We start from the raw sequence: 25,229 nt of genomic DNA, 5'->3' as shown, positions 1-25,229 counted from the left end.
GTGTAGGGTGTGGGAATTAGGAATTAGGAAGTGGGGGGAATAAATAAAATAATCTCCTGACTACTGCCTTCCTTAACAACATAGCTATCGCTTTTTCGGAGTCAAGAGATGTTTCTATAGCAATTCCCATAGTTGTGAGGTACAGAGTCTTAGGTTTTGAGGAGTCAGGAGTCAGGAGTCAGGATTCGGGATTCAGGAGTCAGGATTCGGGATTCAGGATTCGGGATTCAGGAGTTAAGATTTTGGTGTACCTCATGAGATTGGGAAACGCTATATTTTTTCATCTTCATAAATATACTCAATCTCAAACCAGCGAGCCGAGTATTTTGGATGTATTTGTACTTCCTTGATATGTTTGTCTTTGAGTCTTTCAGTCAATGGGAATTTTAAGGAACCCATCCTTAACTTTAATCCTGGCAATAATCAGGGGGAAATGTCCGTCCGATCCAAAGCAGTCAGGGAGTTAAAAGTTTTCACTGTAGCTTTAGTGTATAGTGAAATATTCTCAACGTCAAGCCGTCCTTTTAGGCCGGGGTTTCAAACCGATTATTTTCGATGAAAAAATTAATTCTAGCCACGAGTAACCCGGGTAAATTAGCAGAGATAGGCGAATACTTAACTGATATTGACCTAGAATTGCAGTTAAAACCCGATGATTTAGAGATAGAGGAAACAGGGGCGACTTTTGCTGAAAATGCCTATTTAAAAGCTGCTCAAATTGCCCTAACATTGGGAGAATGGTCGATCGCTGATGATTCGGGATTGGAAGTAACCGGGTTAGGAAATGCCCCGGGGATTTACTCGGCCCGCTACGGTGAAAATGATCGAGAAAGAATCGATCGCCTAGTCAGAGAATTAGGAGATAATCAGGATCGCTCGGCCCGTTTTGTCTGTGTAATTGCGATCGCCCGTCCCGATGGTGAGATTGCCTTGACTGCTACAGGAATCTGCACGGGAGAAATTTTAACCAGTCCTAGGGGTAAAGGTGGTTTTGGTTATGATCCGATTTTTTATGTTCCCGAATACGCTTTAACCTTTGCGGAAATGTCTCCCGAATTAAAAAGAAAAATTAGCCACCGAGGACGAGCTTTTCAGCAATTGCTGCCCCATCTCAAGACTCTCGCGGGTACAAATTCATTAAGGCTCTGACTTGTTCAGCATGATAAGAGCTTCTTGTCAAGGGACTCGCAACAATTTGTAAAAATCCCAGAGACTCCCCGTATTCGCGCCAAGCGTGGAACTGTTCGGGGGTGATAAATTCCTGTACACCGAGATGTTTTGGCGATGGTTGCAGATACTGCCCGATGGTGAGAATATCACAATCGACAGCCCGTAAATCGCGCATCACTTGGCGCACTTCCTCGTCGGTTTCCCCCAATCCCACCATAATGCCCGATTTTGTGTAGGTAGCGGGAACAATGGCGCGAGCGCGCTGCAATAATTCTAGAGAACGCTGGTAATCACCCTGGGGACGCACGCGACGATAGAGACGGGGAACAGTTTCGGTATTGTGGTTTAAAACTTCAGGTTTAGCGGCAAGAATTAAAGCTAAAGCCTGCCAATTGCCGCAAAGATCGGGAATCAGCACTTCGATGGTGGTTTTTGGGGAAATGCGGCGAATTTCCTCGATACAACGGACAAATTGACTAGCGCCACCATCAGCCAAATCATCGCGATTGACAGAAGTGATCACTACATGATTAAGATCAAGACGTTGCACTGCTGCCGCTAGTCGCAGGGGTTCCGTGGGGTCTAAAGGTTGCGGTTTTTTCTCAAAATCTATATCACAGTAAGGACAGGCGCGAGTGCAAGCAGGACCCATAATTAAAAAGGTAGCCGTCCCCGCGTGGAAACATTCGCCGATATTGGGACAGGAAGCCTCCTCACAAACGGTATTTAAGCCTAAATCGCGTAAAACCTCCTTAACACTGCCGACTCGCTGCCATTGCGGTGCTTTTACCCGTAACCACTCTGGTTTTACCGTCACGCCTGAACTACTCCGATAATTTTTGCCTATATCTGTAATATCCTAGCAAGTCTCGACCCAATCAAGGCCGAATATGCTATGATAATTTAGCTGAAAATTTTCGGGATGTAGCGCAGCTTGGTAGCGCACTTCGTTCGGGACGAAGGGGCCGCAGGTTCGAATCCTGTCATCCCGATTAAAGACAATCAAGGGTAGATCCCCCCGCCTATCGGCACCCCCCTTATCAAGGGTAGATCCCCCCGCCTATCGGCACCCCCCTTATCAAGGGGGGCAGGGGGGATCAGAGTCCAAAATCTATCTTCTCTTTGATTATAACTACTTAATTTACCTCCTCTAAGCCCATGTCTAGATTATTAATCAGCCAGTATCAGGCGGAAGTTGAGAAGATTGTCCAATATGGCGGCAGTCGCAAGGAAACTTCGATTAGAGTCGCTTTTCAGAATTTGTTAAATGACTATTGCAAGGCGCGGGATTTTTTGTTAATTCCGGAGTTGGATTATCGCACTAAGTCGGGAAAAGTTGTCTATCCTGACGGGACGGTAAAGGATGCTTTGCGGTTAGATTGGGGATATTGGGAAAGTAAGGATCAATACGATAATTTAGACGAAGAAATTGAGAAAAAGTTGGCGAAAGGCTATCCTAATGACAATATTTTATTTGAAGATTCCCAGACGGCGGTTTTAATTCAAGGAGGAGAGGAAAGACTGCGCGTCTCCATGCGCGATGATGAGGCTTTGGATGGGATTATTAATGCTTTTATTAATTATGTACGTCCGGAGGTTGAGGATTTTCGAGAGGCAATTGATAGTTTTAAGGAAGATTTACCAACAATTTTAGAAGCGTTGCGGGATTTAATTGCGTTGCAGTCGGAGACGAATCGTAATTTTGTGACAGCGCGGGACAATTTTTTAGAGATTTGTCGCAAGTCAATCAATCCAGAAATTAGTCTGGAAGATGTGCGAGAGATGATTATTCAGCACATCCTGACAGAGGATATTTTTATCAATATTTTTAATGAGTCTCAGTTTCACCGGGAAAATAATATCGCCAGGGAATTACAGGGAGTGATTGAAACTTTCTTTACTGGTAATACCAAGCGCAATACTTTAGGGACTATTGAACGTTATTATGCGGTAATTCGGCGGACAGCGGCGAATATTTATAACCACCACGAGAAGCAGAAGTTTCTCAAGGCGATTTATGAGAATTTTTATAAAGCATACAATCCGAAAGCGGCGGACCGGTTGGGAATTGTCTATACACCCAATGAAATTGTCCGTTTTATGATTGAAAGTGTCGATTATTTAGTTCACAAGCATTTTAGGAAGTTGTTGGCGGATCCAGGAGTAGAAATTTTAGATCCGGCGACGGGGACAGGAACTTTTATAACGGAGTTAATTGAGTATTTACCGAAGGATAAGTTACGGTACAAGTATAAGCATGAGATGCACTGTAACGAGGTGGCAATTCTGCCTTATTATATCGCTAATTTGAATATTGAGTTCACCTACAAGCAGAAGATGGGTGAGTATGAAGAGTTTGAGCATATCTGTTTTGTGGATACCCTGGACCATGCTGCTTTTCATCTCAAGCAGATGGATTTGTTTGCTATGTCGGTGGAGAATACCCAACGCATTCAAAATCAAAATGACCGCAATATTTCTGTAATTATTGGGAATCCTCCTTATAATGCTAATCAGCAAAATGAGAATGACAATAATAAAAATCGGAAGTATCCTGCTATTGATAAGCGCATTAAGGATACTTACATCGAAGAGAGTACAGCGCAGAAGACAAAGCTATATGATATGTATTCTCGCTTCTTTCGTTGGGCTACAGATAGGTTAGGTGAAAATGGTATAATAGCTTTTATTACTAACTCTTCTTTTATCGATGCGAGGACATTTGACGGTTTTAGAAAAGTAGTAGAGAATGAGTTTAGTGAAATTTATATCATTGATTTAGGTGGTAATGTCAGGAAAAATCCTAAACTTTCAGGGACAACTCATAATGTTTTCGGTATTCAGACGGGGGTGGCGATTAGTTTGATAGTGAAGCGAGAAAGTAATAATCTTCCTTGTCGAATTTTATATACTCGCCGTCCTGAATTGGATACAGCATCGCAAAAATTAGAGTTTTTGTCATCGACAAAACTTAATCAGCTTGATTTTGAGCATATCATCCCAGATAAAAAACATAACTGGATTGAACAATCAGATAATGATTTTAATGACTTGATACCTGTAGTTGACAAAAATACTAAACTGCTCAAAAATAAAACTGACATTCAAGCATTATTTGAATTTTTCTCTCTAGGTGTTTCTACGAATAGAGATGAATGGGTCTTTGAAGACGATGAGCAATTATTGTCCAAAAAGATGCAATATTTTATTTCTATCTATAATAAATCGATTGAGTGTAATCACATAAATTATTCGATAAAATGGAGTTCTTCTTTAATATCCAAATTTAAGAACAAAGAAAAATCAGAGTATTTCCCAAGATTCGTAATTTCTCTTATTTATAGACCATATATTACCAAGTATTACTATTCTAATAAATTTTTTTCAGATCGACTTACCTCAAATCATTATCAAGTATTTGGCAATGAATTAATTAATTCAAATCAAGTCATAATGTTTTCAGGAGTTGGCTCTTCAAAACCAAATTCTGTGTTAGTAACTAACAAGATATTTTGTTTAGATACACTTGAAAAAACTCAATGTCTCCCCCTCTACTACTATGAAAAAGAAGGAAACCGTATCGACAATATCACCGATTGGGGATTGCAACAATTCCAAAACCATTACAACGATAAAAACCTCACCAAACTCGACATCTTCCACTACACTTATGCAGTCCTCCACTACCCGGAATATCGCAGTAAATATGAATTAAACCTTAAGCGAGAATTTCCCCGACTTCCCTTTTACGATAACTTCTCTCAATGGGTAGAATGGGGAAGCAAACTAATGGAATTACATATCAACTATGAAACCGTCGCACCCTACCCACTAACCCGCATTGATACTAATAATAATCTCAAACCCAAAACTAAACTAAAAGCTGACCGAGAAAAAAATTCTATCAACCTCGATGATGTCACTTTCCTACAAGATATTCCCAAAATTGCTTGGGAATATAAACTCGGTAATCGTTCGGCCTTAGAATGGATTTTAGATCAATATAAGGAAAAGAAACCCAAAGATCAAACCATCGCCGAAAGATTTAATAATTATCGCTTCGCCGATTATAAAGAAACAGTAATTGACTTATTACAACGAGTCTGTACTGTCAGCGTCGAAACCATGAAAATAATAGAAGCGATGAGACATTAAAAAGATTGCTTCCGGGAAATCTTATTCTAGATTCTACACCCGTTCGGCTGAACGTTCGACTGATCTCACGGCCTCCTGCCCCCTGCCTCCGTTAACGGCTACATCCCGCACTTTATCCTTTGTATTCTTGTCTAAGTTGTTGTACTCTTTCTGTCTCTTTTGCGGGTGGTTGTATAGTTTTTTTTGCGGGTTATTCCCAAGCGTTCGGCTATTCTTGCCACTGTCGCCACACTTAACACTATACCAGTTCTTTCTAGGAATAGTTTCGATAGTTCAGCTAGAGTTGCGTCATTATTTTCCTCAATTAACGTACCGAGGACGATCATTTGTTCTGGCGTGAGTTTTAAATGACGTCCACATCGATAAGTCTTCGGTCGAAGATCTCCCGTTTCTCGATATTGCTTCAAAAGCTTTTGTACGAAACTTAGGGTTACGCAGAATCTTTTCGCTAATTGTCTTTGAGAGATGGGTTCGTTATAATAACAGTCGAGGATTTTCTGACGGAACTCTACTGGATAGGATTTCATTTTTTGTGCGGTTTAGCTATCGATGACATTATACTTCATATTTGTGAGAAAGAAAGAAAAATGTTATAGTGGGTTTTCTGGCGCGACCCAAGCGATCGCTAAAGATGTTATTATCTAGGGTCTGCTGAAAAAGTAGGGGCGAAGCATTCGGGCAATAACCTATCGGTGAAACCGTAGATTTTCTATCCGAATGCTTCGCCCCTACAGGACGCGGGCCGATGAAGACGCCAGGTTTTGAAGCACGATTCTCTCAAAATCTTGCACCTGTTTCGCAAGAAAAGCCACAAAACCCTTACCATGCCTACATTTCACATTTATTCAGCCAGCCCTATCTAGGACAGTCAGCTGAAAATTCCCGCAACCTTCCTAGCCACCGATGAGAGCGATCGCTAAAGATGATATTCTTTATATTCACCATGAGGATGTGCCGGTTTACAAAAAAGGCGGTTCAGTGGTGAGAAATAGTTATTTTTGGGCGCTAAAATCGATCGCCTGTGGAGCGCGTCGGGGACAGGATTGGGAGTTCGATGCGGAGGTGTGGGTGGCGCTGGTGCGGATGTTGCTCTGTTTTGCCAATTCTGGCTATTTGGGGGATGGTGAGACAATTTTAGAGTTTACTGTCGATTGTCCTATTCCCGAACCTTTGCGGGGGATATCTACTTACTTATAGCCTCGCTGAGATAGTTAGCGGTGGATTCCACCAGGGGAATAGTATTTTCGTATAACATTCGCGTCGGTCCGATAATGCCAACACTACCGACGGGAGTATCTCCCTGTTTATAAAAAGCGGAGATAAGAGTACAAGGGCGCATGGATTCCAGAGGATTTTCGGAACCAATGGTGATTTTGACTTTTTTAGCTGATTTTTCCGGTTCTGGTCTTTGTAAAATCAGGGGTAAAAGGCGATCCTGTTCTGCTTCCAATAGATGCAGTAACATTTGTACTTGTTGCCATTGGGCGAATTCTGGCTGTCGAATGACTTCAGCGACACCATGGACGATAATCTCCGGGGTGGCAGTGGATTGGAGACTAGCGCCGATTTCTTGGCTTAATTGTTGGAGAAAATGGGTATAACGGGTAAATTCTCGCTCGATTTGCTGCCAATCGAGGTTAATTAAATCTGCCAAGCAATAACCTTTTAATTTTTCCCCGAGAAAATTAGAGAGGATTTGTAATTCTTCTGCTAATCCATCCTTCTTGTCCGTTGCCATAGACTCAGGAATCTCTATCATAACCGAGCGTGTTTGTAAACTATCTGTAACAATAATTAACATAATCTGCCGGTCCGAGACGGGGACTAATTGCAGATGACGCAGGGTATTGGTGAGGGTGTGGGGGAGGGTAACGATAGCGATATAACCGCTTAAACCGGCTAAAAGTTGGGTGGCCCGTTGCAGCAGACTTTCGAGACTCCAAGCGGGAGATTTAGCGTTTTGATGCAGATAATAGCCGATTTTTTCGCCGATACGGTCATCGGGAGTCATTAACTCATCGACGTAGAGACGATAACCCCAATCGGAGGGAATGCGTCCGGAGGAAGTGTGGGGTTGATAGAGTAAACCTTCTTTTTCCAGTTTACCGAGAGCATTGCGAATCGTGGCGGAACTAACAGTAAATTTGTACTCCTCCAGCAGAGTTTTCGAGCCAACCGGTTCGGCCGTGGCGATATAATGTTGGATTGTGGCCTTTAAGATATGTTGATAGCGATCGCTGAGATGGTTTCTAGCGGACATAGGGGGATAATCTTAACAAAAGATTTATAACATTTTTTTAGACAGTATAACGCTTAATCAGTTATCAGTTATCAGTTATCAGTTATCAGTAGTCAGTCCTCCGTGGGGAGAAAGGGGATAGTTTACCCCTCTCTTTTCCCGATGGAGGCGCTCAAAATTAGTAACGGGGAATATTAGGATCGACGAGGAGGGAATAAGCATCGATGCCGCCGTTAATATTTTTAACATTAGTAAAACCCTGACTTTGTAGCCATTGGCACATTTGCAGGGATCTCATGCCATGGTGACAGATAACCAGGGTTTCCGCTTGGGGGTTGAATTGGCTGGCAATAGTGGGCGACCATTCTTGGTATTGACTCAAGGGTAAAATGGTAAAATTGGCTACAGATGCCATGGCAACTTCCTCCGGTTCGCGCACATCAATAAGTTGTAAATTAGGATCATGATCGGCTAAACGGAGAGCGAGTTCATGGACGCTAATTTCGGGAATGCTCATAGATTTGGTCTTAAGAATCGGTTATCTTTCCTTTAGAGTAGCAAATCGAGGGACCCTGAGCGGTTAGGTACTTGCGTAGGAATAATATCGCAGCCAAGTGGGGGGATTTGGTCAGTGCCAGAGCGGGTGATATAATGGGGAACGGGCAGGTATTGAAGACATTGATGCTTTTTAGTACGCCGATTAATCGACAAGCTGAATTTCGATGAATATTGAACAAGCCGTTATCGAAAACTTGCGAAAACTTCCTTTAGAAAAACAACAAGAAGTCTTAAACTTCAGCCAATTTCTAACTCAGAGAACTTCGCCAAAAATTGCAGAGATGACCTCCCACGAAAAAGCAGAAGATTGGCTAAAATTTCTGGAAAGTCAACCCAAGGATACCCCCGGATTACCCGATGAAGCCTTAGGGCGTGAAACTATCTATGACTAATGGCTAAATATCTATTTGATACCAATATTTTACTGAGGCTGAGTGACAGAATTTCCGCTAATTATGCCTTGTACTGCATTCTCCCCACTTCCCCACTTCCCCACCTCCCCAGCTTATGATTCCCCTACAATTAACCCTGAAAAATTTTCTCAGTTATCGCGAGGCAGTGCTAGATTTTCGCGGATTACATACTGCCTGTATTTGTGGTGCCAATGGTGCGGGAAAATCCTCTTTACTCGAAGCAATTACTTGGGCAATTTGGGGAGAAAGTCGCACCTCGATTGCTGATGATGTGATTCATGCGGGCAGCGATTATGCGCGGGTAGATTTCGAGTTTAGTTATGGGGGAGAAATCTATAAAATTATCCGTAGTCGTCACCGGGGAGGGAAAGCTTCTGGTTTAGATTTTCAGGTGATTAATGATCAGAGTTTTCGTCCTTTATCGGGTAAAAGTATTAAAGATACTCAAGCACAGATTAATACTTATCTGAAAATAGACCATAAAACTTTCATTAATTCTGCTTATTTACGGCAGGGACAAGCGGACGAGTTTATGAAACAGCCTCCCAGTGGTCGTAAACAGATTTTAGCAGAATTATTACAACTCGATCGCTATGAAATTTTAGCAAATAAAGCCAAGGATATATCGAAACAATTTGATGGACAGTCCCTCCAGATCGAGCAGCAAGTAGAAACTATCAAACTCCGTCTTCAGGAGAAAAATTCTTATCAGCAACAGCTGCAAGAGTTAAGCACCCAAATTAACCAAATTAATCAAGAACAAGAGGTAAATAATCGGCGTTTACAGCAACTACAGGGGGAAGAAAATCAGCGTCAGAATTGGGAAAAACAGCTGCAGTGGCAAAGAGAACAGGAGCGAGCTTTATTAGCAGAAATCGAGAGATTAGACCGGGAAAAAGTTAGTCTAGACAATCAATTAAATCAAATTAGGACTATTCTTCATCGCAAAAATGACATTATTACTGCACACGAGCGCCTAATCAATTTAGACAAGAAAGAGGCCAGTTTGTCAAGTCAATTGCAAGCTTGGCAACAGGCCCAGTATGATAAACAACAATTAGAACAGAAATTACAGCAAAAAATTAACGAATTTACCCTTCCCATCCAACAAACGAGCGCTCGTTTAGAAGAATTGGGAAGACAGGAACAAGAAACTCAAAAAATTATCGAGCAAGCGGGGGATATTCAAGCAGGATTAGAGAAATTAAATTATCATCGTCAACGTCTTCAGGAATTGGATAGATTAGCTTTAAAATATGCTCCTTTAAATAGCCGAAAAGCTGATTTAAATATGCAGTTGGAACGGGAAAAAGCTAAGATCAATGCTCGTTGGGAACAACTGCAAAGAAATCGGCAACAATTAGAGACAGAAATCGCTCGTATTCCTCTACTAAGAGAGGAAGCTCTCAATTTAGCCAAACGGATTAAGGAACTGGATAAAAAACAAACCTATTGTGAACGAGTTGAAGAAAAGGAAACTCTTAAACAAGTGGATAAAAAAAGTTTATTGGAGCAACAGAAAAGATATGAAGAACAACTTTTAGAGTTAACTGATAAATTGGAAAAATTAAATATTCCCGATTCGGTTTGTCCTCTGTGTGAACAGAATTTAGACAGTCATCACCGTCATCAAGTAATCAGGAAAACCCATCAACATCAAGAACAAATTCAAGAGCAAATCTGGTCCCTACAGGAAAGGATGGCAGACTGCGATCGAGATTTAAAACGTTTAGGGGAGGAATTAGCCCAAATTAAACAAGAATTGCCAGCAAGATCGAATCTACAACAAAAATATGTGCAGTTGGAAGTCAAGTTAGAAACTATTGAAGAAAAGGAAATAGAACTAGAGAAAACCGAGGAGATACTTGTCCAGTTAGAAGCACTTTTAAGCAGTGGCAATTATGCCCTAGAATTACAGCAAGAATTACAAATTGTCAATCAAGAAATCGCCTTTTTAAACTATGATGAACAAAGTCATGCTTTAGTCAGAGGAGAAGAAAAAAGATGGCGTTGGGCAGAAATTCAAGAATCAGAACTTAAGCAAGCAAACCGTCGTTTAGCTAATATCAAGGCCGAGAAACCTAATTTAATTAATCAATTAGCTAGACTAGAACAAGAGAAGCAAGAACTAGGTCAAAACTCACCACTTAAACAGGAAGTTGAACGCTTAGAAAAGTTTATTCAAAACTTAAATTATGATCGCAGTGAACATCAGAATATTCAAAATCTGATCCGACAATTACAGGGGGTAAGATTACAGTATCAAGACTGGCAACAAGCAGAAAAAAATTATCCGGAAATAGCCGCTAAAATCGCTGAGATTGAGCAAAGATTACAGCTGCGAAATCAGGATCGCCAGAAGCTGAATCAGGAGTTAGCAAATATTAGTCAAAAGATTGGTACTTTGACTGACTATCGCCAAGAAATAGCCGCATTATCGACCAATATTCAACAGCGAAGACAGATAATTGATGGATTGCTCTCCCAAAAAGGTCGGGTTGAGGAGAAATTACATCAACTAGAAACTTTAGGTAAACAACTGACAGAAAAAGAGGGCGATTTAGCTAAAGTTAAAAAACAATATACAGTTTATAAAGAGTTAGCCATAGCTTTCGGTAAAAATGGTTTACAAACTCTGATGATTGAGAATATTTTACCTGAGTTAGAAGCCCAAACTAATCATATCTTAGCTCGCTTAACTGGTAATCAATTTCATGTGCAGTTTTTAACCCAAAAAAGCGGTAAAGGTACGAAGAAACAGCGACAAAAGTTAATCGATACTTTAGATATTATTATTGGCGATACCCGCGGCTCTCGTCCCTACGAAACCTATTCAGGAGGAGAAGCTTTTCGGATTAATTTCTCGATTCGATTAGCTTTAGCGAGATTATTGGCACAAAGAGCCGGAACAGCCTTACAAATGCTCATTGTTGACGAAGGATTCGGAACTCAGGATGCGGAAGGATGCGATCGCTTAATTGCGGCAATTAATGCTATATCCGCTGATTTTGCCTGTATTTTGACTGTAACTCATATGCCCCAATTTAAAGAAGCTTTTCAACATCGCATCGAAGTCCGCAAAACCGAACAGGGTTCTCAATTAATGTTATTATCCTAGGAAAAATATTGATGTAAAGATGGAAAAGATTACGATCACAGTGAAACTATTTGCTATTTATCAAGAAGTCTATCAAACTTCACAATTAAACCTCGAATTTCCTGCCCACACTTCCGTTACAGAAGTGTTAAACTATATTATAGCCCCCTATCCTCAATTAGAAAGATGGCGCGATGTTACTCGTTTTGGAGTTAATCTTCAGTTTGTTTCGGGAGAGAAAATCCTCAAAAATGGCGATGAGATAGTTTTAATTCCCCCCGTTAGTGGTGGCTAAATGGGGTTTGCTGAAAAAGTACGGGCGAAGCATTCGGATAGAAAATCTACGGTTTCACCGATAGGTTATTGTCCGAATGCTTCGCCCCTACAGGACGCGGGCTGATGAAGACGCAAGGTTTTGAAGCACGATTCTCTCAAAATCTTGCACCTGTTTCGCGAGAAAAGCCACAAAACCCTTACCTTGCCTACATTTCACATTTATTCAGCAAGCCCTAAATGGAGATAGGGAAAATCACAAAAACTGTCACCTTTTTTACTTTTTCCTTGATATCCCGTGTCTAACTGGCAAATTCCCCCATCGGTGTCTCTTCCCCAAGAGTTTTTAAAAATAGTCCAAGACTACACCCCAGAGTCGGATGGCAGCGTCGTGGCACAAATATTATGGCATCGCGGTGTCCGGGATATGGCGACTCTGGGGACGTTTCTGGATGAGAAAGCTTATCAGTCAAAAACTCCCTTTGATTTTGGGCAAGAAATGAACTTCGCCGTCAAAAGACTGGAAAAAGCCCTAAATAAAGGCGAAAAAGTGACTATTTGGGGTGATTTCGATGCCGATGGTGTCACCGCTACCACTGTCCTCTGGGAAGGATTAGGGCAGTTTTTCCCAGCTGATCAACAGTTAGATTATTACATACCCGATCGCCAAAAAGAATCCCACGGCCTCAATTGTCCTGGTATCGAGAAACTAGCGCATCAAGGAACCAGTTTAATCGTCACCTGTGACACGGGAAGCACGAATATCGCCGAAATTGACTATGCAAACAGTCTAGGTATCGATATTATCATCACCGATCATCATACCCTACCCGACGAGCGCCCCGAGGTGATTGCCCTGATTAATCCCCGCTACTTTGTGGAAACCCATCCTTTCTATCATCTTTCTGGGGTTGCCGTTGCTTATAAATTAGTGGAAGCGATGTATTTAACCCTGGCAGATATTCCCAGAAAACCCCTAGAAAATTTACTCGATTTAGTTGCGATTGGTTTAATTGCCGATTTAGTCAAATTGACGGGAGAATGTCGTTATTTAGCCCAAAAAGGTCTTAAAAAACTGCAAAACACTCAGCGTTTGGGAGTTAAAAAATTACTGGATTTATGTAACAAAACCGGAGATAGACCGATGGATATATCCTTCGGTATTGGACCGCGCATTAATGCCGTCAGTCGCATTTATGGCGATGCCAGATTTTGTGTGGAATTACTTACCAGTGAAGATGAAAAACGTTGTCACGAATTAGCTGAACAAGCGGAATTGGCCAATATTCGTCGCCAAGAAATCCAACGGGATATTATTAAACAAGTTCAGAAAAAACTAGAAAGAATTGATCTTTCCACCACTAATGTAATTATTTTAGATGATCCCCAATGGATGGCGGGAATTTTAGGATTAGTTGCGGGACAAATTGCCCAAGAATACCAGCGACCGACAATTTTATTAAGTACCAGTGAACCACCTTTTGCTAAGGGTTCCGCTAGGTCAATTCGCGAGATCGATCTTTATCAATTAGTATCCTCTCAATCCCATCTTTTACATCGTTTTGGTGGTCATCCTTTGGCCGCAGGTTTAAGTTTAGCTCTAGAAAATTTACCCCTATTTATTGAGGGGATTAATCAACAGTTGCGACGCACAGGAATTGATTTAACTTCCCTTTCTTCCGAGATAGAAGTGGCTGCGGTGGTGACGGTTTCCCAATTGGGAAAAAGTCTATTTAGAGAATTAAAATTACTGGAACCATGCGGGATGGGTAATCCGACACCGAAGCTATTAATTCAAAATTGTTATTTTCACAATCTTTGGCATAAAAATCTTGAGGATTTCAAAGGCAGAAAAATCGCTTATCCCCGGACAACTTTTGAGATCTGGGATAGTTCAATCGAGCAGGGTTTCCCCGGTATGTGGTGGGGTCATCACAAAGACGAAATTGCTGCCGATACCCGTTATGATGCCGTAGTCGAATTAGATTTTAATACCTACAAAAATCGCTATGAAGTGCGCTTAATTGCCTTGCATCCCTATCAACAAGAATCCCTAACCTATAGCAATAAAAAAGATTTTTTAATCGACAATCGCCATCGAGAAATTAGTCAAGAAGTTAGCCAATTAAATCCACTTTTTCTCTGGGAATGTCCCCGGGATTGGACAAAACTTTCCAGGGAATATCAACAGGCAATTTTACGGGATAAAAAGTTAGTTCTTGCCTATGCTAGTCCTTTGAAAAAATCCGCTCACACCACATGGATAAACCTTGTCGGGATCGGGAAATATTTAGCTAGAACTAAAACCAGCATTTCCTGTCAACAATTACAAAACCGCTTAAACCTCAGCTATCATACCCTAGAATTAGGATTAATTTCCCTAGCAGAAAATGGCTTTAAAGTCAAGAAAAATCAAGAAAATTTATCCTTTGAATTAGTCAATCATGAGGCAAAAATTAATAAGATTGAACAATTTCTAGAAGCGGTGGCCCTAGAAAACTTTCTCCAGCAATACTTTGCTACTGTTCCCCTAGAAATACTGCAAGCAATTCTTAATCATGAAGACTCGATCGATTTCTAGTTATAACCCTTATTTACTGATAGCTGATAACTGATAACTGATTACTGATTACTGATTACTGATAACTGATTACTGGTCACTGATTACTCCTTGACCGAAGAATTTCGGGGGTTTTGCCAGGGTATAAACTTCCGTATTTTGTGCGATTGCTTGACGAATATAGAGAGGAGTTTGTAACATTCCTAGTAAACTCATGCCATCAATTAAACGTAATCCTCCCGTAGTTGTATCGCTGATTAATTCATCTACCACGTCCGGATCGGGACGAGTATTTAAAGGATGATTAGCACAGAGAGTAAAACCCCAAGGGGAACCATAACTAGGAGTGGGAGCGCAATAGGAATGAACGTAGGGAAAAACTGCTTTTAAAGTATTCACCAAACGCGCATGATACATCACCGAAGGAGGAGAAACCGGGCCAGATTGGACAACAACAATGCCATTTTCTGCCAAAACTCTTTGTAGTTTTTCAAAGTATTCTTTCGTGAATAGGGGGAAAGAAGGACCCTCTTCGATGGGATCAACCAGATCGGAGATAATAATATCCCATTGATCGTTAGTGGTGTCTAAAACTTCTAAAGCATCAGCGACAACTAACTGAAAACGAGGATCATCAAAAGTACCTTGGTGCATTTCGGGAAGATGTTCCTTACAAGCTGCCACCACATCCCCATCGATATCAATCATCATCACTTTTTCGATTGTTTTCCAACGCAATAACTCCCGCGTTGTCGCACCTTCACCACCTCCCAGAATTAAAGCAGTTTTTGGTTCTTGGTGGGCAATCATTGCCGGTTGCACTAATGCTTCATGATAAATAAATTCATCCCCCGTACAAGATTGCCATTTGCCATCCAGTACCAAGGCTTTTCCATAGGCCCCCGACTCAACAATATACATCTCCTGAAAAGCGGTTTTTTTGTAGGCTAAAATCCGCGAAACCCCATGACTATAAATGTCCCAGGGGGTAATATATTCGTTAACCCATAGATCCGCTTTTAGTTCACTTCCTGCCATAACTAATCCTCCTTGGGGTGAAAAAGGCACGATCTATCATTATACAACAATTGACAAAATTCGATCGATAACCTGAAATTATCTCCAGGTAATCCCGAAGCTGCCGATAATCGATCGCTGAAAAACGTTAAGCTAGAAAAGATTAAGTAAGTAGTTATAATTAAATTGAAGATAGATTTTGCCTCTGATCCCCCCTGCCCCCCTTGATAAGGGGGGTGCCGATAGGCGGGGGGATCTCCCTTGATAAGGGGGGTGCCGATCCCCCCTTAATCCTCCCTTAATCCCCCCTTGACAAGGGGGGTATTTGATAATTTTTAACGCCTACCTACTTAGCTCCAAGTAAACTTCTAGCCACTAACCTATGACTAAAAACGAGACTACCGAGAAAAAGATTTTTCTCCTAGATTTTGAGAAACCCCTCTACGAATTAGAATCCCGCATCGAACAGATTAAAGAATTAGCCCAAGAAAATAGCGTAGATGTCTCGGAACAAATTACTCAACTAGACGAACGAGCTAATCAATTACGTCGTGAGATTTTTAGCAATCTCACCCCTTCCCAAAGGCTACAATTAGCCCGTCATCCCCGGCGCCCCAGTACCCTAGACTATATTCAAGCAATCACCGATGAATGGTTCGAGTTACACGGTGATCGCGGTGGTTACGACGATCCCGCTCTTGTGGGTGGTGTTGCCCGTTTTAACGGTCGTCCCGTGGTGATTATCGGGCATCAAAAAGGCCGGGATACTAAGGATAATGTGGCTAGAAATTTCGGCATGGCTGCCCCCGGGGGTTATCGTAAAGCCATGCGTTTAATGGAACACGCCCATCAGTTTAATCAGCCAATTTTAACCTTTATTGACACCCCCGGCGCCTGGGCGGGGGTGGAAGCGGAAAAATTAGGTCAAGGAGAAGCGATCGCCTATAACCTCCGGGAGATGTTCCGTTTAGATGTGCCGATCATTTGTACTGTTATTGGCGAAGGTGGTTCGGGCGGTGCTTTGGGCATTGGGGTCGGCGATCGCCTGTTAATGTTAGAGCATTCTGTCTATACCGTGGCGACTCCCGAAGCTTGTGCCGCCATTCTCTGGAAAGATGCCAAAAAATCCGATAAAGCAGCAGTTGCCCTCAAAATTACCTCAAAAGATTTAAAAGAGTTAAATATTATCGATCAGATCGTTCCTGAACCCTCCAGAGGGGCCCATGCTGATCCGATTAGAGCGGCAGCCAATTTAAAAGCCGCTATTAGTGAAAATTTAGAGGCTTTATCTTTGTTAACTCCCCAACAACGGCGCGAATCTCGTTATCAAAAATTCCGCAATTTAGGCGTATTTTTAGAAGCTACAGCTTAATCAGTGATCAGTGATCAGATGTGAGTTTTCAGTGATTAGTTTGTTTTGTAGATTTGGAAGATTTCAGCTTCAGTTTAAGGGTTGCACCGACAAAGCTATAATATTGATGGCAGGTTCAAAGACACACCAGATGAAACGGGACGAGGTGCTGGCAATTCTAGAGGCACACCGAGAACAGTTACAAAAACTAGGGGTGAAATCTTTGTCTTTATTTGGTTCAGTGGCCAGGGATGAAGCTGATGCCGATAGTGATGTAGATTTGTTAGTAGAATTCGATCGACAAGGTGGTTTTTTTCAACTTCTGCAAGTACAGTATTATTTAGAAGATATTCTGGGATGCTCTGTGGATTTAGGAACTCAGGATGCCTTAAGAGAACATTTACGGGAACCTGTGCTTGAGGATCTGATCAATGCCTTCTAGAGATTGGCGACTTCGCCTTCAAGACATTTTAGAATCTATCAGTGAAATTGAACAGCGAACAAAGGCAATGACGTTTGAGGAATTTGCCAAGAATCAAACAAATATCAAAGCGGTTCTCTATGATTTTATTATTATCGGAGAAGCAACTAGAAATGTACCGAAGGAAATTCAGTCTCGCTATCCTCTTATTCCTTGGCGTTTAATGGCAGGAATGAGAAATGTTGCAACTCACGAATATTTTCAAGTTAATTTAAGTAGGGCTTGCTGAATAATGGTAAAACCCTTTTAAAATAAAGCTTTTGACCTGTTAAAGTCCGATGTTAGTGCAAGAAAATAGGATTGGGACTTTCAAAAACCTTGCATTATCCTTCTTGTAGTACATCGCTTGGTACAAAAAACAAGGGCAACAAAGCCTGAAACGACCGGCTCCTGACTCCTGACTCCTGACTCCTACCCCCAGGAAAAACTTTTTCAGCAAGCCCTAAGTAGCCTATACTAAACGGATTTAGTATTAGTCCGATTATTTCCGAGTTATTAGTGGTAAATTAATCTTACCAATTAAAAGGTCCCAAAGCCCGATCGTTGTAATCGCCACCCTCGGCAATAAAATGAATGACCATCGATTTACGGGTTAGCAGGGTATTATTAATCTTCCCACCACCATGAATTAACATTCCGTGCCAGAGAAGAATCTCTCCTTTTTTAGCAGTAAATGATTGACAGTCATAATTCTGAGCGCGCTGGTTAACATAATCTTGGTATTGGGGAATTTGAGCGGCAGTAATATTTTTAAGATTGACGGCGGGATAGTCTGGAAAAAAGTCAGTTACTTTGATATTTTTATGAGATTTAGGATAAAAAATTAGCGGCCCAGCATCGGCGGAAATATCTTCCAAGGCAATCCAAACACCGACTAAATGATTAGCCGGATGAACATAAAAAACTGCCATATCCTCGTGCAGCCCCTGCTCTGTACCGTGCAGGAAGTTGATGGAATATCTCGGTTCGCAGGATTTGCCAATAATTAAATTAACTAAATCTTTCAGATTTTGATTGTCAAAAATTGCTTGAGCGGCGGGGGAAATCTCATGAAAACCATGAAGTCGCCAAATAGAATTGACTAAGGCTTTTCTTTGCTCGATATCTAGGGCTAAAACTTGATCGTGACTTAAACTCGCCGGTAGATTTTCTGCTTGAATGCCTTCAATTCTTAATCCAGGGATAGCCGATTCTAGGAAAAATAAATCGGCTAATTCTGCTACTAAATTATCGATCGCCGTTGCGGGAATTAAATCTTTGACAATACAATAACCCAATTCTCGCCAATGGTCAAGGAGTTGATATTCTCGTTCGGAAATTCGCCGTTGTTGACGAGCTTTTTGCAGGGATTTTTCCGCTTGCGATCGCTCTAACCAGGGTAATTCGGCAGTAGAATTGAAAGACCAGGGCAAATTTTTTAAGATATCGGCAATTTTAAGAATCATGGTGAGTCCATCTTTTCCGAGCTACTTTCGGACTATTTTAATCTATGAGCGATCGATCTACCCTGTCAACAGATATAAATTATCTGAAAAAACCCCCTAGGATGAGTTAGGAGGTTACAGGGAAAAAATTAATCAGGGTTGATGGGATTAACTGGCGCTAACTTCAGCAGGATAAACGCTAACTTGACGGCGACTTTTATCCTTGTATTCAAATTTGACCACACCATCAATTAAAGCGAATAAAGTATCATCGCCACCACGACCAACATTTTTACCCGGGTGAACTTTAGTACCCCGTTGACGGATGAGAATATTTCCCGCTTTTACCACTTGACCACCGTAGCGCTTAACGCCTAGTCTCTGGGAACGAGAATCGCGTCCGTTGCGGGTACTACCCGTACCTTTCTTATGAGCCATAATTTCTCTCCAAATGCTTTTTTGATTCTAAAAGTTATTCTTCTTCATCGCTACTATCTTCCACAACTTCAGCGCTGGAGGTAGCAGCAGTGGCGACTAGGGTTTTACCGTTATAATTGATTGAATCAATCATAAAACGGGTAATTTCTTGACGATGACCGCGTTTTTTACGGGTTTTCTTTTTCGGGCGCATTTTATAAACAATAACTTTTTTGCCCCGACGATGTTGTATGACAGTGCCTTCGACGGTGGCCCCTTCGATAAAGGGTTGACCGATGCTAATATCATCCTCATCATGGATTAATAGCACTTTGTCGATGGTATGGGTACTTTGTTCATCGACGGGAAGAAGTTCGATATCGTAATAGCGACCGGGTTCCACCCGAATCTGTTTGCCACCGGTCTCAATAATTGCGTAACTCATGAATTTTCTGCGCTCGTTTTGCCGTACAGGTAGCTGAAAAAAATTCCAGCTTTTGTGCTAATGTCCTCACCTGATCCGAGCAGGAATTGACACAATTTACTATTATCTAATATCTAGGGGGCAATTGTCAAGCTTTTAGCCCACCGATTCGCTATATACTGAAAATAATCTTACGAAAAACTCAATTAAACCGTTATGGAACAGTGGGAAAGCAGAGGACACCTGTTAACCGAACAAATTAATCCAAACAGCCTAAATTTAGACCAATTAAACCCGCTCGAATTGGTGGATCTGTTCAATCGGGAGGATGCCCAAACCCTAAAAGCGATCGCCATGGCCCGGCAAGAATTGGCCCTAGGGATCTCCCTGACCAGTCAAGCTCTGGCTAAAGGTGGTAGACTCTTTTACATTGGAGCAGGAACCAGTGGCCGGCTGGGGGTTTTGGACGCGGCCGAATGTCCTCCCACCTTCTGCACTCCCCCGGAATTGGTACAGGGAATTATTGCTGGTGGAGCGGCGGCGCTGGTGCGTAGTTCCGAAGATTTGGAGGATAAAGCGGAAGATGGGGCGGCGATTATTGCCCAGCGAGAAATTCACGAATTAGACGTGGTAGTGGGGATTACCGCCGGGGGGACAACCCCCTACGTTCACGGGGCTTTACAGGCGGCAAAACAGCGGGGTGCGACGACGATTGCTATTAGTTGTGTCCCCGCCGAACAAGTGGAGATCGCGGTGGATGTGGATATCCGGTTATTGACTGGACCGGAACTTTTGGCCGGCTCCACACGGCTGAAAGCGGGAACGGTGACGAAAATGGCTTTAAATATCCTTTCCACAGGGACAATGGTCATGTTAGGCAAGGTTTACGGCAACCAGATGGTCGATGTGGCAGTTACTAATCATAAACTCCATGACCGCGCCCTGCGGATTATCTGCCACCTTACCGATGTTAGTCGCGAGGAAGCGGCTATTTTACTGGAAAAAAGTGGCCGCCGGGTTAAACTGGCTTTGTTAATGCAGAAAACGGGACTTTCGGCGGCGGCAGGACAAGAATTGTTACAAAAGCATCGGGGTCAATTACGGGCCGCCCTGCAAGCTTATAATCAAATTGATTGATAAAAACCTATTGATTTTGACTTTCCTATGGTTAATATTTCTTCGGAAATTGCTGCGGTCGCTGTTATTTTCCTCGTCGCTGGTGCTATCTTGACTTGGAGTTTTTATCGAGCTAAACCCTACGGCCAACTGGGAATTTTAGCTTGGTTACAATCCTTGGTACTCATAGCTCCTTGGTTAATTTTTTTCGGGCTATTTGCGGCGGGAATTTATCTCAATCTAGCGGTAATTCTCTTTTTACTGGTTGCTTCCACCATTATCTATATTTATTTGGGCAACCGTTTACGCTTACTGAAAACCAATCAGATAATTGAACCGAAAGTTAACCAGGCAGTTAGCCAGTCCGTTACTCCTCTAGAAATCCCGGCAGCGGTGACAGCAATTGTGCCGGATGTGATGCCAATTCCCGAAGAGGATTTAAAAGTTATTCAGAGTATTTTTGCGATAGATACTTTTTTTGCCACCGAAACTATCTCTTTTCAGGAAGGGGCAATTTTTAAAGGCAATTTACGGGGAGACCCGGATATCGTTCACTCTCGCTTAACCCAGAAATTAAGTAATAATTTTGGCGACAAATATCGTTTATTTCTGGTGGAAGGAACCGAGGAAAAACCTGTGGTAATTATCCTTCCCAAAACTAACGATCCTAGTCCTGCCACTCTTGCTCAAAAAAATCTCTCTTTAGTTTTGTTAGTAGCCACCATTGTCACTAGCTTAGAAGCGGCTGGAATTTTATTGGGTTTTGATTTGTTTGGTAATTGGCAGAGATATCGAGAAGCAATTCCCCTGAGTTTGGGTTTATGGTCGGTATTAATTGCCCACGAAATCGGTCATCTAATTATCGCTAAACGCCATAATGTTCGTCTCAGTTTACCCTATTTTCTTCCCACTTGGCAGATTGGTTCTTTTGGGGCGATTACTCGTTTTGAATCTTTATTACCTAACCGCAGTGTTCTATTTGATATAGCTTTCGCTGGTCCTGCTTTGGGCGGTTTGGTTTCTTTAATCTTGTTAATCGTTGGACTGACTTTATCTAATTCTGCCAGCCTTTTTCAAATCCCTAGTACCTTTTTCCAAAGTTCAATTTTAGTGAGTTTTTTAGCGCGGATAGTTTTGGGCGACGAGTTACAAAATGCTGTTATCTCCGTGCATCCTTTAACTGTTATCGGTTGGTTAGGATTGGTGATTACCGCCCTTAATTTACTGCCTGCTGGACAGTTAGATGGTGGCAGAATTGTTCAGGCTATTTATGGTCGCAAAATTGCCCGCCGCACCACTGTGGCCACTTTGGTCATTTTGGGCATTATTTCCTTAGTTAATCCCAGTAATCCGATTCCTCTCTATTGGACAATTTTAGTCGCTTTTTTACAAAGAGAGTTGGAAAGACCGAGTTTAAACGAGTTAACCGAACCCGATGACACCCGCGCCGGTTGGGGTTTATTACTACTCTTTTTAATGTTGGCGACTCTGATTCCTTTAAGCCCTAGTTTAGCGGGACGGTTAGGCATCGGTGGCTAAATACTTCCCCGAAATTCTTGCCATTGATTGCCGTCAAAAAAAAGCTTGACAAAAACTCAAGTCTTGACTTATAATTTTCTTATAATGGGAATCCGTGTACGCCTATAGACCCCTGATTTTTCCGTAAAATATAGCCTCCAGTATTTACCCCTGAAGATTTGACTTTTGGAGTTGCTTAAAATGTCTAACGAAACTGTCACTTATTCCCTAGAAGCTGTCCTGACAAGGATTGAGGGGAAAATCGACTCTCTGGAAAAACGTATTGACGAGAAAATCGACTCTCTGGAAAAACGTATTGACGAGAAAATCGACTCTCTGGAAAAACGTATTGATGAGAAAATCGACTCTCTGGAAAACCGTATTGACGAGAGATTTGACAAGGTAGAAGACCGGTTAACTAAAGTAGAAATAGGACAGGCCGAACTCAAGGGAGATATTAAAGCTTTAGACGAAAAAATCAATGGATTAACTGCAAGGGTTGCCTATCAGGAATTCACCAATCGAGGGATTCTGATAGCATTGGTGGTCGCTATTTTAGGAGGTGCCGCTAAACTTTTTGGTTTTTTCCCTAATCCTTAGAAGTTGCCGGTAGCCGTACCTAGTAGATAGGCTCTTCCCCAAAATTTTTCGCTCATTACCCCGATCATCCGTTAGAATAGATTCAGAATTCAAGGATAAAATCTCATCTATGAATCCCGTTGTTTTGGTGCATGGTTTTCTAGCCACTACGGCTGTTTTTAAACCGATGAGCGAGTATTTAAACTATCATGGTTGGCAGGTGCATAGTTTTAATCTAATTCCCAATCATGGTTACGAAAAGTTAGAAGTTTTAGCCGGTCAGGTGGACAATTATATCGAGAAAAACTTTGCTAAAGAGCAGAAAGTAGATCTGATTGGGTTTAGTATGGGAGGATTAATTACCCGCTACTACCTGCAAAGATTGGGAGGAGTGGAAAGAGTGCAACGTTACCTAAATATTTCTGCTCCGAATCGAGGCACGTTAACCGCGTATAGTTTACCCTTAGATGGGATTAGACAAATGCAGCCCGGGAGTCAATTTCTAGAGGATTTAAATCAAGATTGTCAACAAATTTTAAATAAAATTAAAACCACAATTATCTGGACTCCCTACGATTTAATGATATTTCCTGCCCATAGTTCCCGTTTATCGGTGGGTAAAGAAATTTCGATTCCCGTATTGCTCCATGCTTGGATGGTCAAAGATAGCAAAGTTTTAACAACAATTAAAGAGACTTTATTAGAATAGAAATACTGGTTGTCTCCAATACCAGAACAAGGTCAAAATATCACCAACAAAAAAGTTAATTATCATCAAAAAAGCTTGACTTATGGTTATAATTGTGCTAATTCAAAAATGAAACGCATCAGCGGCGGACTTCGGGATTTGTATCATTAGAAGATTATTAAACCTCTAGGTTTAATCACTTAAATTAGCAGTTTCTAGCCATTTTTTACCCATTTCAATGGGAATACCGAGGGGAGGACAGAGGACTTTAATTAATTCAATTCCTCCCGTGATTAAAATGCTTCTTAAGCGAGAATTTTTCTGGATTTCTGCGTCAACTTGTGCGACAAAAGTTTGTTTTTCAATTTCGGTATTAGTGGGATAAGTTTGGGTAAGTTGGCTGATAAGTTGTTGGATTTCTTGGGCGGCTTCAGCTAAATTTTGGGGTGTGGCGTAATTATGTTGAACTGCTTTTTGATCTCCTTGCACCGTATCGGCAAAGTTAGCAATATTTGCTCCACGAAGGTCATATTTAGGAGTTTATGACATAGGATTAAAAGATTGAAGATTACTGATGATAATTAGGGTTTGCGGCAAAAAGTACGGGCGAAGCATTCGGATAGAAAATCTCCGGTTTCACCGATAGGTTATTGCCCGAATGCTTCGCCCCTACAGGACGCGGGCCGATGAAGACGCAAGGTTTTGAAGCACGATTCTCTCAAAATCTTGCACCTGTTTCGCAAGAAAAGCCACAAAACCCCTATCTTGCCTACATTTCACATTTATTCAGCAAGCCCTAATTATAGCATCCATAATGGCAAAACTGAGAACATTTCTCTGAATGAAAGCGATACGTCGAATTCAATTCCCCCTTGAAAAGGGGGATTTAGGGGGATCAAAATAAGGATTGAGCGGCTTTAATCCGAATACTTGGGTTCTTGTCTGTGAATAGTCTTTTGGCAAGAGTTCTGATAATTAAATCGAGGGATTCTGTACTCAATTTCATATCAGTTTACTGCATAACGAGAGCCAATTTTACCGAGGGCATCAACAGCACTGAAACGAACGCTATCATCTTCATCGGAACAAACATTTACTAGATCAGGAATAACATCTTCTAGTCCAATTTCACCTAAAGCAATTGTGGCTGTGACACGAACTTTTACTTCCGTATCTTGTAGGGATTGAATGAGATAGGATATTGCTTTTTCACTACCAATTTTTCCGATAGATTCCGCCGTGATTATCCGAATATCGGGATTAGTATCAGATAAGCAGGAAGCTAGATAAGGAATTGCGGATTCATTGCCAATTTCTCCTAAAGCTCGAATCAGATTTAGGCGAACATTAAGATCATTTTCTCCTATTAAATGGGATACTAAGGTGTCGGCAAGGCTGCTATTGCCAATTTTGCCCAAGGCTTCGGCAGCTTTAGCGCGGATCTGGGGGAGAGAATCGTTGAGTTTATTCAATAAAGTATTGATGGCGATTTGGGTGTTATTAAGTTGCTGAACCATGTTATTTTTTCTCTGGGTTATTGTTATTAGGTTGCTGGGGATAATTCTGTTGGCTTCCTTGCACATTATGAGCTAAATTGCCAATGGTAGCTCCTCTGAAATCATAGGTAATAGATGATAGGGATGCGTTTTTTTCAGAAGAAGCAGGAATATTTTGACTATCCTCTCCAAAACTGGCTATCTCTGAAAAAGTAATAGGTGTATATCTCACGATTCAGCAAGAACCTATTGG

At 41.6% G+C, this 25,229-nt stretch carries 25 protein-coding genes and 1 tRNA gene; 15 read left to right on the top strand and 11 right to left on the bottom strand.

Annotated elements, in window-relative coordinates; genetic code table 11:
* Positions 1-555: 555 nt before the first annotated feature.
* Positions 556-1,149 (top strand): RdgB/HAM1 family non-canonical purine NTP pyrophosphatase, encoded by a 594-nt coding sequence (gene rdgB / locus MAE_RS03665; protein WP_012264363.1) that lies wholly within the window; start codon positions 556-558, stop codon positions 1,147-1,149.
* Here rdgB and lipA read toward each other — a convergent pair.
* Positions 1,112-2,017, bottom strand: a complete 906-nt coding sequence (lipA, locus tag MAE_RS03660; RefSeq protein WP_071823433.1) for a lipoyl synthase — start codon at positions 2,015-2,017, stop codon at positions 1,112-1,114. The two genes, rdgB and lipA, sit on opposite strands and share 38 nt — an antisense overlap.
* Positions 2,018-2,088: 71 nt before the next feature.
* Here lipA and MAE_RS03655 point away from each other — a divergent pair.
* Positions 2,089-2,162: transfer RNA gene (locus tag MAE_RS03655), tRNA-Pro, on the top strand.
* A 166-nt stretch (positions 2,163-2,328) separates the two neighbouring features.
* A complete protein-coding gene (locus MAE_RS03650; protein WP_012264362.1) occupies positions 2,329-5,325 on the top strand; it encodes a type ISP restriction/modification enzyme in 2,997 nt (998 codons plus the stop codon).
* A 131-nt stretch (positions 5,326-5,456) separates the two neighbouring features.
* Here the strand turns inward: MAE_RS03650 and MAE_RS03645 are convergent, their stop codons facing one another.
* Positions 5,457-5,852: a helix-turn-helix domain-containing protein gene (locus tag MAE_RS03645; RefSeq protein WP_012264361.1), complete on the bottom strand. Its 396-nt coding sequence runs from the start codon at positions 5,850-5,852 to the stop codon at positions 5,457-5,459.
* Between the two features lie 376 nt (positions 5,853-6,228).
* Here MAE_RS03645 and MAE_RS03640 point away from each other — a divergent pair, with 376 nt between their 5' ends.
* A complete protein-coding gene (locus MAE_RS03640; protein WP_002760270.1) occupies positions 6,229-6,522 on the top strand; it encodes a hypothetical protein in 294 nt (97 codons plus the stop codon).
* On the opposite strand, the gene hrcA is transcribed toward MAE_RS03640, so the two are convergent.
* Positions 6,509-7,585, bottom strand: coding sequence for a heat-inducible transcriptional repressor HrcA (hrcA, locus tag MAE_RS03635; RefSeq protein WP_012264359.1), 1,077 nt, complete (start codon positions 7,583-7,585; stop codon positions 6,509-6,511). The two genes, MAE_RS03640 and hrcA, sit on opposite strands and share 14 nt — an antisense overlap.
* Before the next feature lie 157 nt (positions 7,586-7,742).
* Positions 7,743-8,081 carry a rhodanese-like domain-containing protein gene (locus tag MAE_RS03630; RefSeq protein ID WP_002760272.1) on the bottom strand — a complete coding sequence of 113 codons (339 nt, stop codon included), beginning with the start codon at positions 8,079-8,081 and terminating at the stop codon, positions 7,743-7,745.
* Between the two features lie 205 nt (positions 8,082-8,286).
* Here MAE_RS03630 and MAE_RS03625 point away from each other — a divergent pair, with 205 nt between their 5' ends.
* From MAE_RS03625 to recJ, 4 genes are all read left to right on the top strand, one after another.
* Complete coding sequence (locus MAE_RS03625) at positions 8,287-8,514, top strand: DUF2281 domain-containing protein (RefSeq protein ID WP_002760273.1); 228 nt, start codon at positions 8,287-8,289, stop codon at positions 8,512-8,514.
* A gap of 115 nt (positions 8,515-8,629) precedes the next feature.
* Complete coding sequence (sbcC, locus tag MAE_RS03620) at positions 8,630-11,653, top strand: exonuclease subunit SbcC (protein WP_012264358.1); 3,024 nt, start codon at positions 8,630-8,632, stop codon at positions 11,651-11,653.
* Between the two features lie 19 nt (positions 11,654-11,672).
* Positions 11,673-11,927 (top strand): MoaD/ThiS family protein, encoded by a 255-nt coding sequence (locus tag MAE_RS03615; protein ID WP_004163207.1) that lies wholly within the window; start codon positions 11,673-11,675, stop codon positions 11,925-11,927.
* A gap of 276 nt (positions 11,928-12,203) precedes the next feature.
* On the top strand, positions 12,204-14,486 hold the full coding sequence (gene recJ / locus MAE_RS03610) for a single-stranded-DNA-specific exonuclease RecJ (protein ID WP_012264357.1): 2,283 nt from the start codon (positions 12,204-12,206) through the stop codon (positions 14,484-14,486).
* Between the two features lie 69 nt (positions 14,487-14,555).
* Here recJ and MAE_RS03605 read toward each other — a convergent pair whose 3' ends face one another.
* Complete coding sequence (locus MAE_RS03605) at positions 14,556-15,503, bottom strand: fused MFS/spermidine synthase (RefSeq protein WP_012264356.1); 948 nt, start codon at positions 15,501-15,503, stop codon at positions 14,556-14,558.
* 361 nt (positions 15,504-15,864) lie between these two features.
* Between MAE_RS03605 and accA the strand changes: the two genes are divergently transcribed.
* The 3 genes from accA (at position 15,865) to MAE_RS03590 (ending at position 17,543) form a co-directional block, all read left to right on the top strand.
* On the top strand, positions 15,865-16,854 hold the full coding sequence (gene accA / locus MAE_RS03600) for an acetyl-CoA carboxylase carboxyl transferase subunit alpha (RefSeq protein ID WP_004163211.1): 990 nt from the start codon (positions 15,865-15,867) through the stop codon (positions 16,852-16,854).
* A gap of 130 nt (positions 16,855-16,984) precedes the next feature.
* Positions 16,985-17,275 carry a nucleotidyltransferase family protein gene (locus MAE_RS03595; RefSeq protein WP_002736589.1) on the top strand — a complete coding sequence of 97 codons (291 nt, stop codon included), beginning with the start codon at positions 16,985-16,987 and terminating at the stop codon, positions 17,273-17,275.
* Complete coding sequence (locus MAE_RS03590) at positions 17,265-17,543, top strand: HepT-like ribonuclease domain-containing protein (protein ID WP_012264355.1); 279 nt, start codon at positions 17,265-17,267, stop codon at positions 17,541-17,543. The genes MAE_RS03595 and MAE_RS03590 overlap by 11 nt, the downstream gene beginning before the upstream one ends.
* A gap of 283 nt (positions 17,544-17,826) precedes the next feature.
* Here MAE_RS03590 and MAE_RS03585 read toward each other — a convergent pair whose 3' ends face one another.
* The 3 genes from MAE_RS03585 to rplU all read right to left on the bottom strand — a co-directional run bounded on the left by MAE_RS03585 (position 17,827) and on the right by rplU (position 19,600).
* Positions 17,827-18,759 carry a phytanoyl-CoA dioxygenase family protein gene (locus MAE_RS03585; protein WP_012264353.1) on the bottom strand — a complete coding sequence of 311 codons (933 nt, stop codon included), beginning with the start codon at positions 18,757-18,759 and terminating at the stop codon, positions 17,827-17,829.
* 147 nt (positions 18,760-18,906) lie between these two features.
* The gene (gene rpmA / locus MAE_RS03580; protein WP_002744094.1) at positions 18,907-19,176 is read right to left on the bottom strand and encodes a 50S ribosomal protein L27; all 270 of its coding nucleotides are present in this window, start codon (positions 19,174-19,176) and stop codon (positions 18,907-18,909) included.
* 34 nt (positions 19,177-19,210) lie between these two features.
* Positions 19,211-19,600, bottom strand: a complete 390-nt coding sequence (gene rplU / locus MAE_RS03575; RefSeq protein WP_002760284.1) for a 50S ribosomal protein L21 — start codon at positions 19,598-19,600, stop codon at positions 19,211-19,213.
* A gap of 195 nt (positions 19,601-19,795) precedes the next feature.
* Here rplU and murQ point away from each other — a divergent pair, with 195 nt between their 5' ends.
* The 4 genes from murQ to MAE_RS03555 all read left to right on the top strand — a co-directional run bounded on the left by murQ (position 19,796) and on the right by MAE_RS03555 (position 23,501).
* Positions 19,796-20,716 (top strand): N-acetylmuramic acid 6-phosphate etherase, encoded by a 921-nt coding sequence (gene murQ / locus MAE_RS03570; protein ID WP_012264352.1) that lies wholly within the window; start codon positions 19,796-19,798, stop codon positions 20,714-20,716.
* A 27-nt stretch (positions 20,717-20,743) separates the two neighbouring features.
* On the top strand, positions 20,744-22,234 hold the full coding sequence (locus tag MAE_RS03565) for a site-2 protease family protein (protein WP_012264351.1): 1,491 nt from the start codon (positions 20,744-20,746) through the stop codon (positions 22,232-22,234).
* Positions 22,235-22,414: 180 nt separating this feature from the next.
* Positions 22,415-22,813, top strand: coding sequence for a DUF4164 domain-containing protein (locus MAE_RS03560; protein ID WP_002782684.1), 399 nt, complete (start codon positions 22,415-22,417; stop codon positions 22,811-22,813).
* A 109-nt stretch (positions 22,814-22,922) separates the two neighbouring features.
* A complete protein-coding gene (locus MAE_RS03555; RefSeq protein ID WP_012264350.1) occupies positions 22,923-23,501 on the top strand; it encodes an esterase/lipase family protein in 579 nt (192 codons plus the stop codon).
* 171 nt (positions 23,502-23,672) lie between these two features.
* Here the strand turns inward: MAE_RS03555 and MAE_RS03550 are convergent, their stop codons facing one another.
* The 3 genes from MAE_RS03550 to MAE_RS03540 form a co-directional block, all read right to left on the bottom strand.
* Positions 23,673-23,969, bottom strand: coding sequence for a hypothetical protein (locus MAE_RS03550; RefSeq protein WP_231859709.1), 297 nt, complete (start codon positions 23,967-23,969; stop codon positions 23,673-23,675).
* 518 nt (positions 23,970-24,487) lie between these two features.
* On the bottom strand, positions 24,488-24,997 hold the full coding sequence (locus MAE_RS03545) for a HEAT repeat domain-containing protein (protein WP_041803768.1): 510 nt from the start codon (positions 24,995-24,997) through the stop codon (positions 24,488-24,490).
* A gap of 1 nt (position 24,998) precedes the next feature.
* Positions 24,999-25,208 (bottom strand): hypothetical protein, encoded by a 210-nt coding sequence (locus tag MAE_RS03540; protein WP_041803766.1) that lies wholly within the window; start codon positions 25,206-25,208, stop codon positions 24,999-25,001.
* Positions 25,209-25,229 lie beyond the last annotated feature (21 nt).

Origin of the sequence: Microcystis aeruginosa NIES-843, assembly GCF_000010625.1 — a bacterium.
In the GTDB taxonomy this organism is placed as follows: Bacteria; Cyanobacteriota; Cyanobacteriia; order Cyanobacteriales; family Microcystaceae; genus Microcystis; species Microcystis aeruginosa.
Note: the sequence above shows the minus strand (reverse complement) of the source record. Positions and strands in the feature narration are given on the sequence as shown.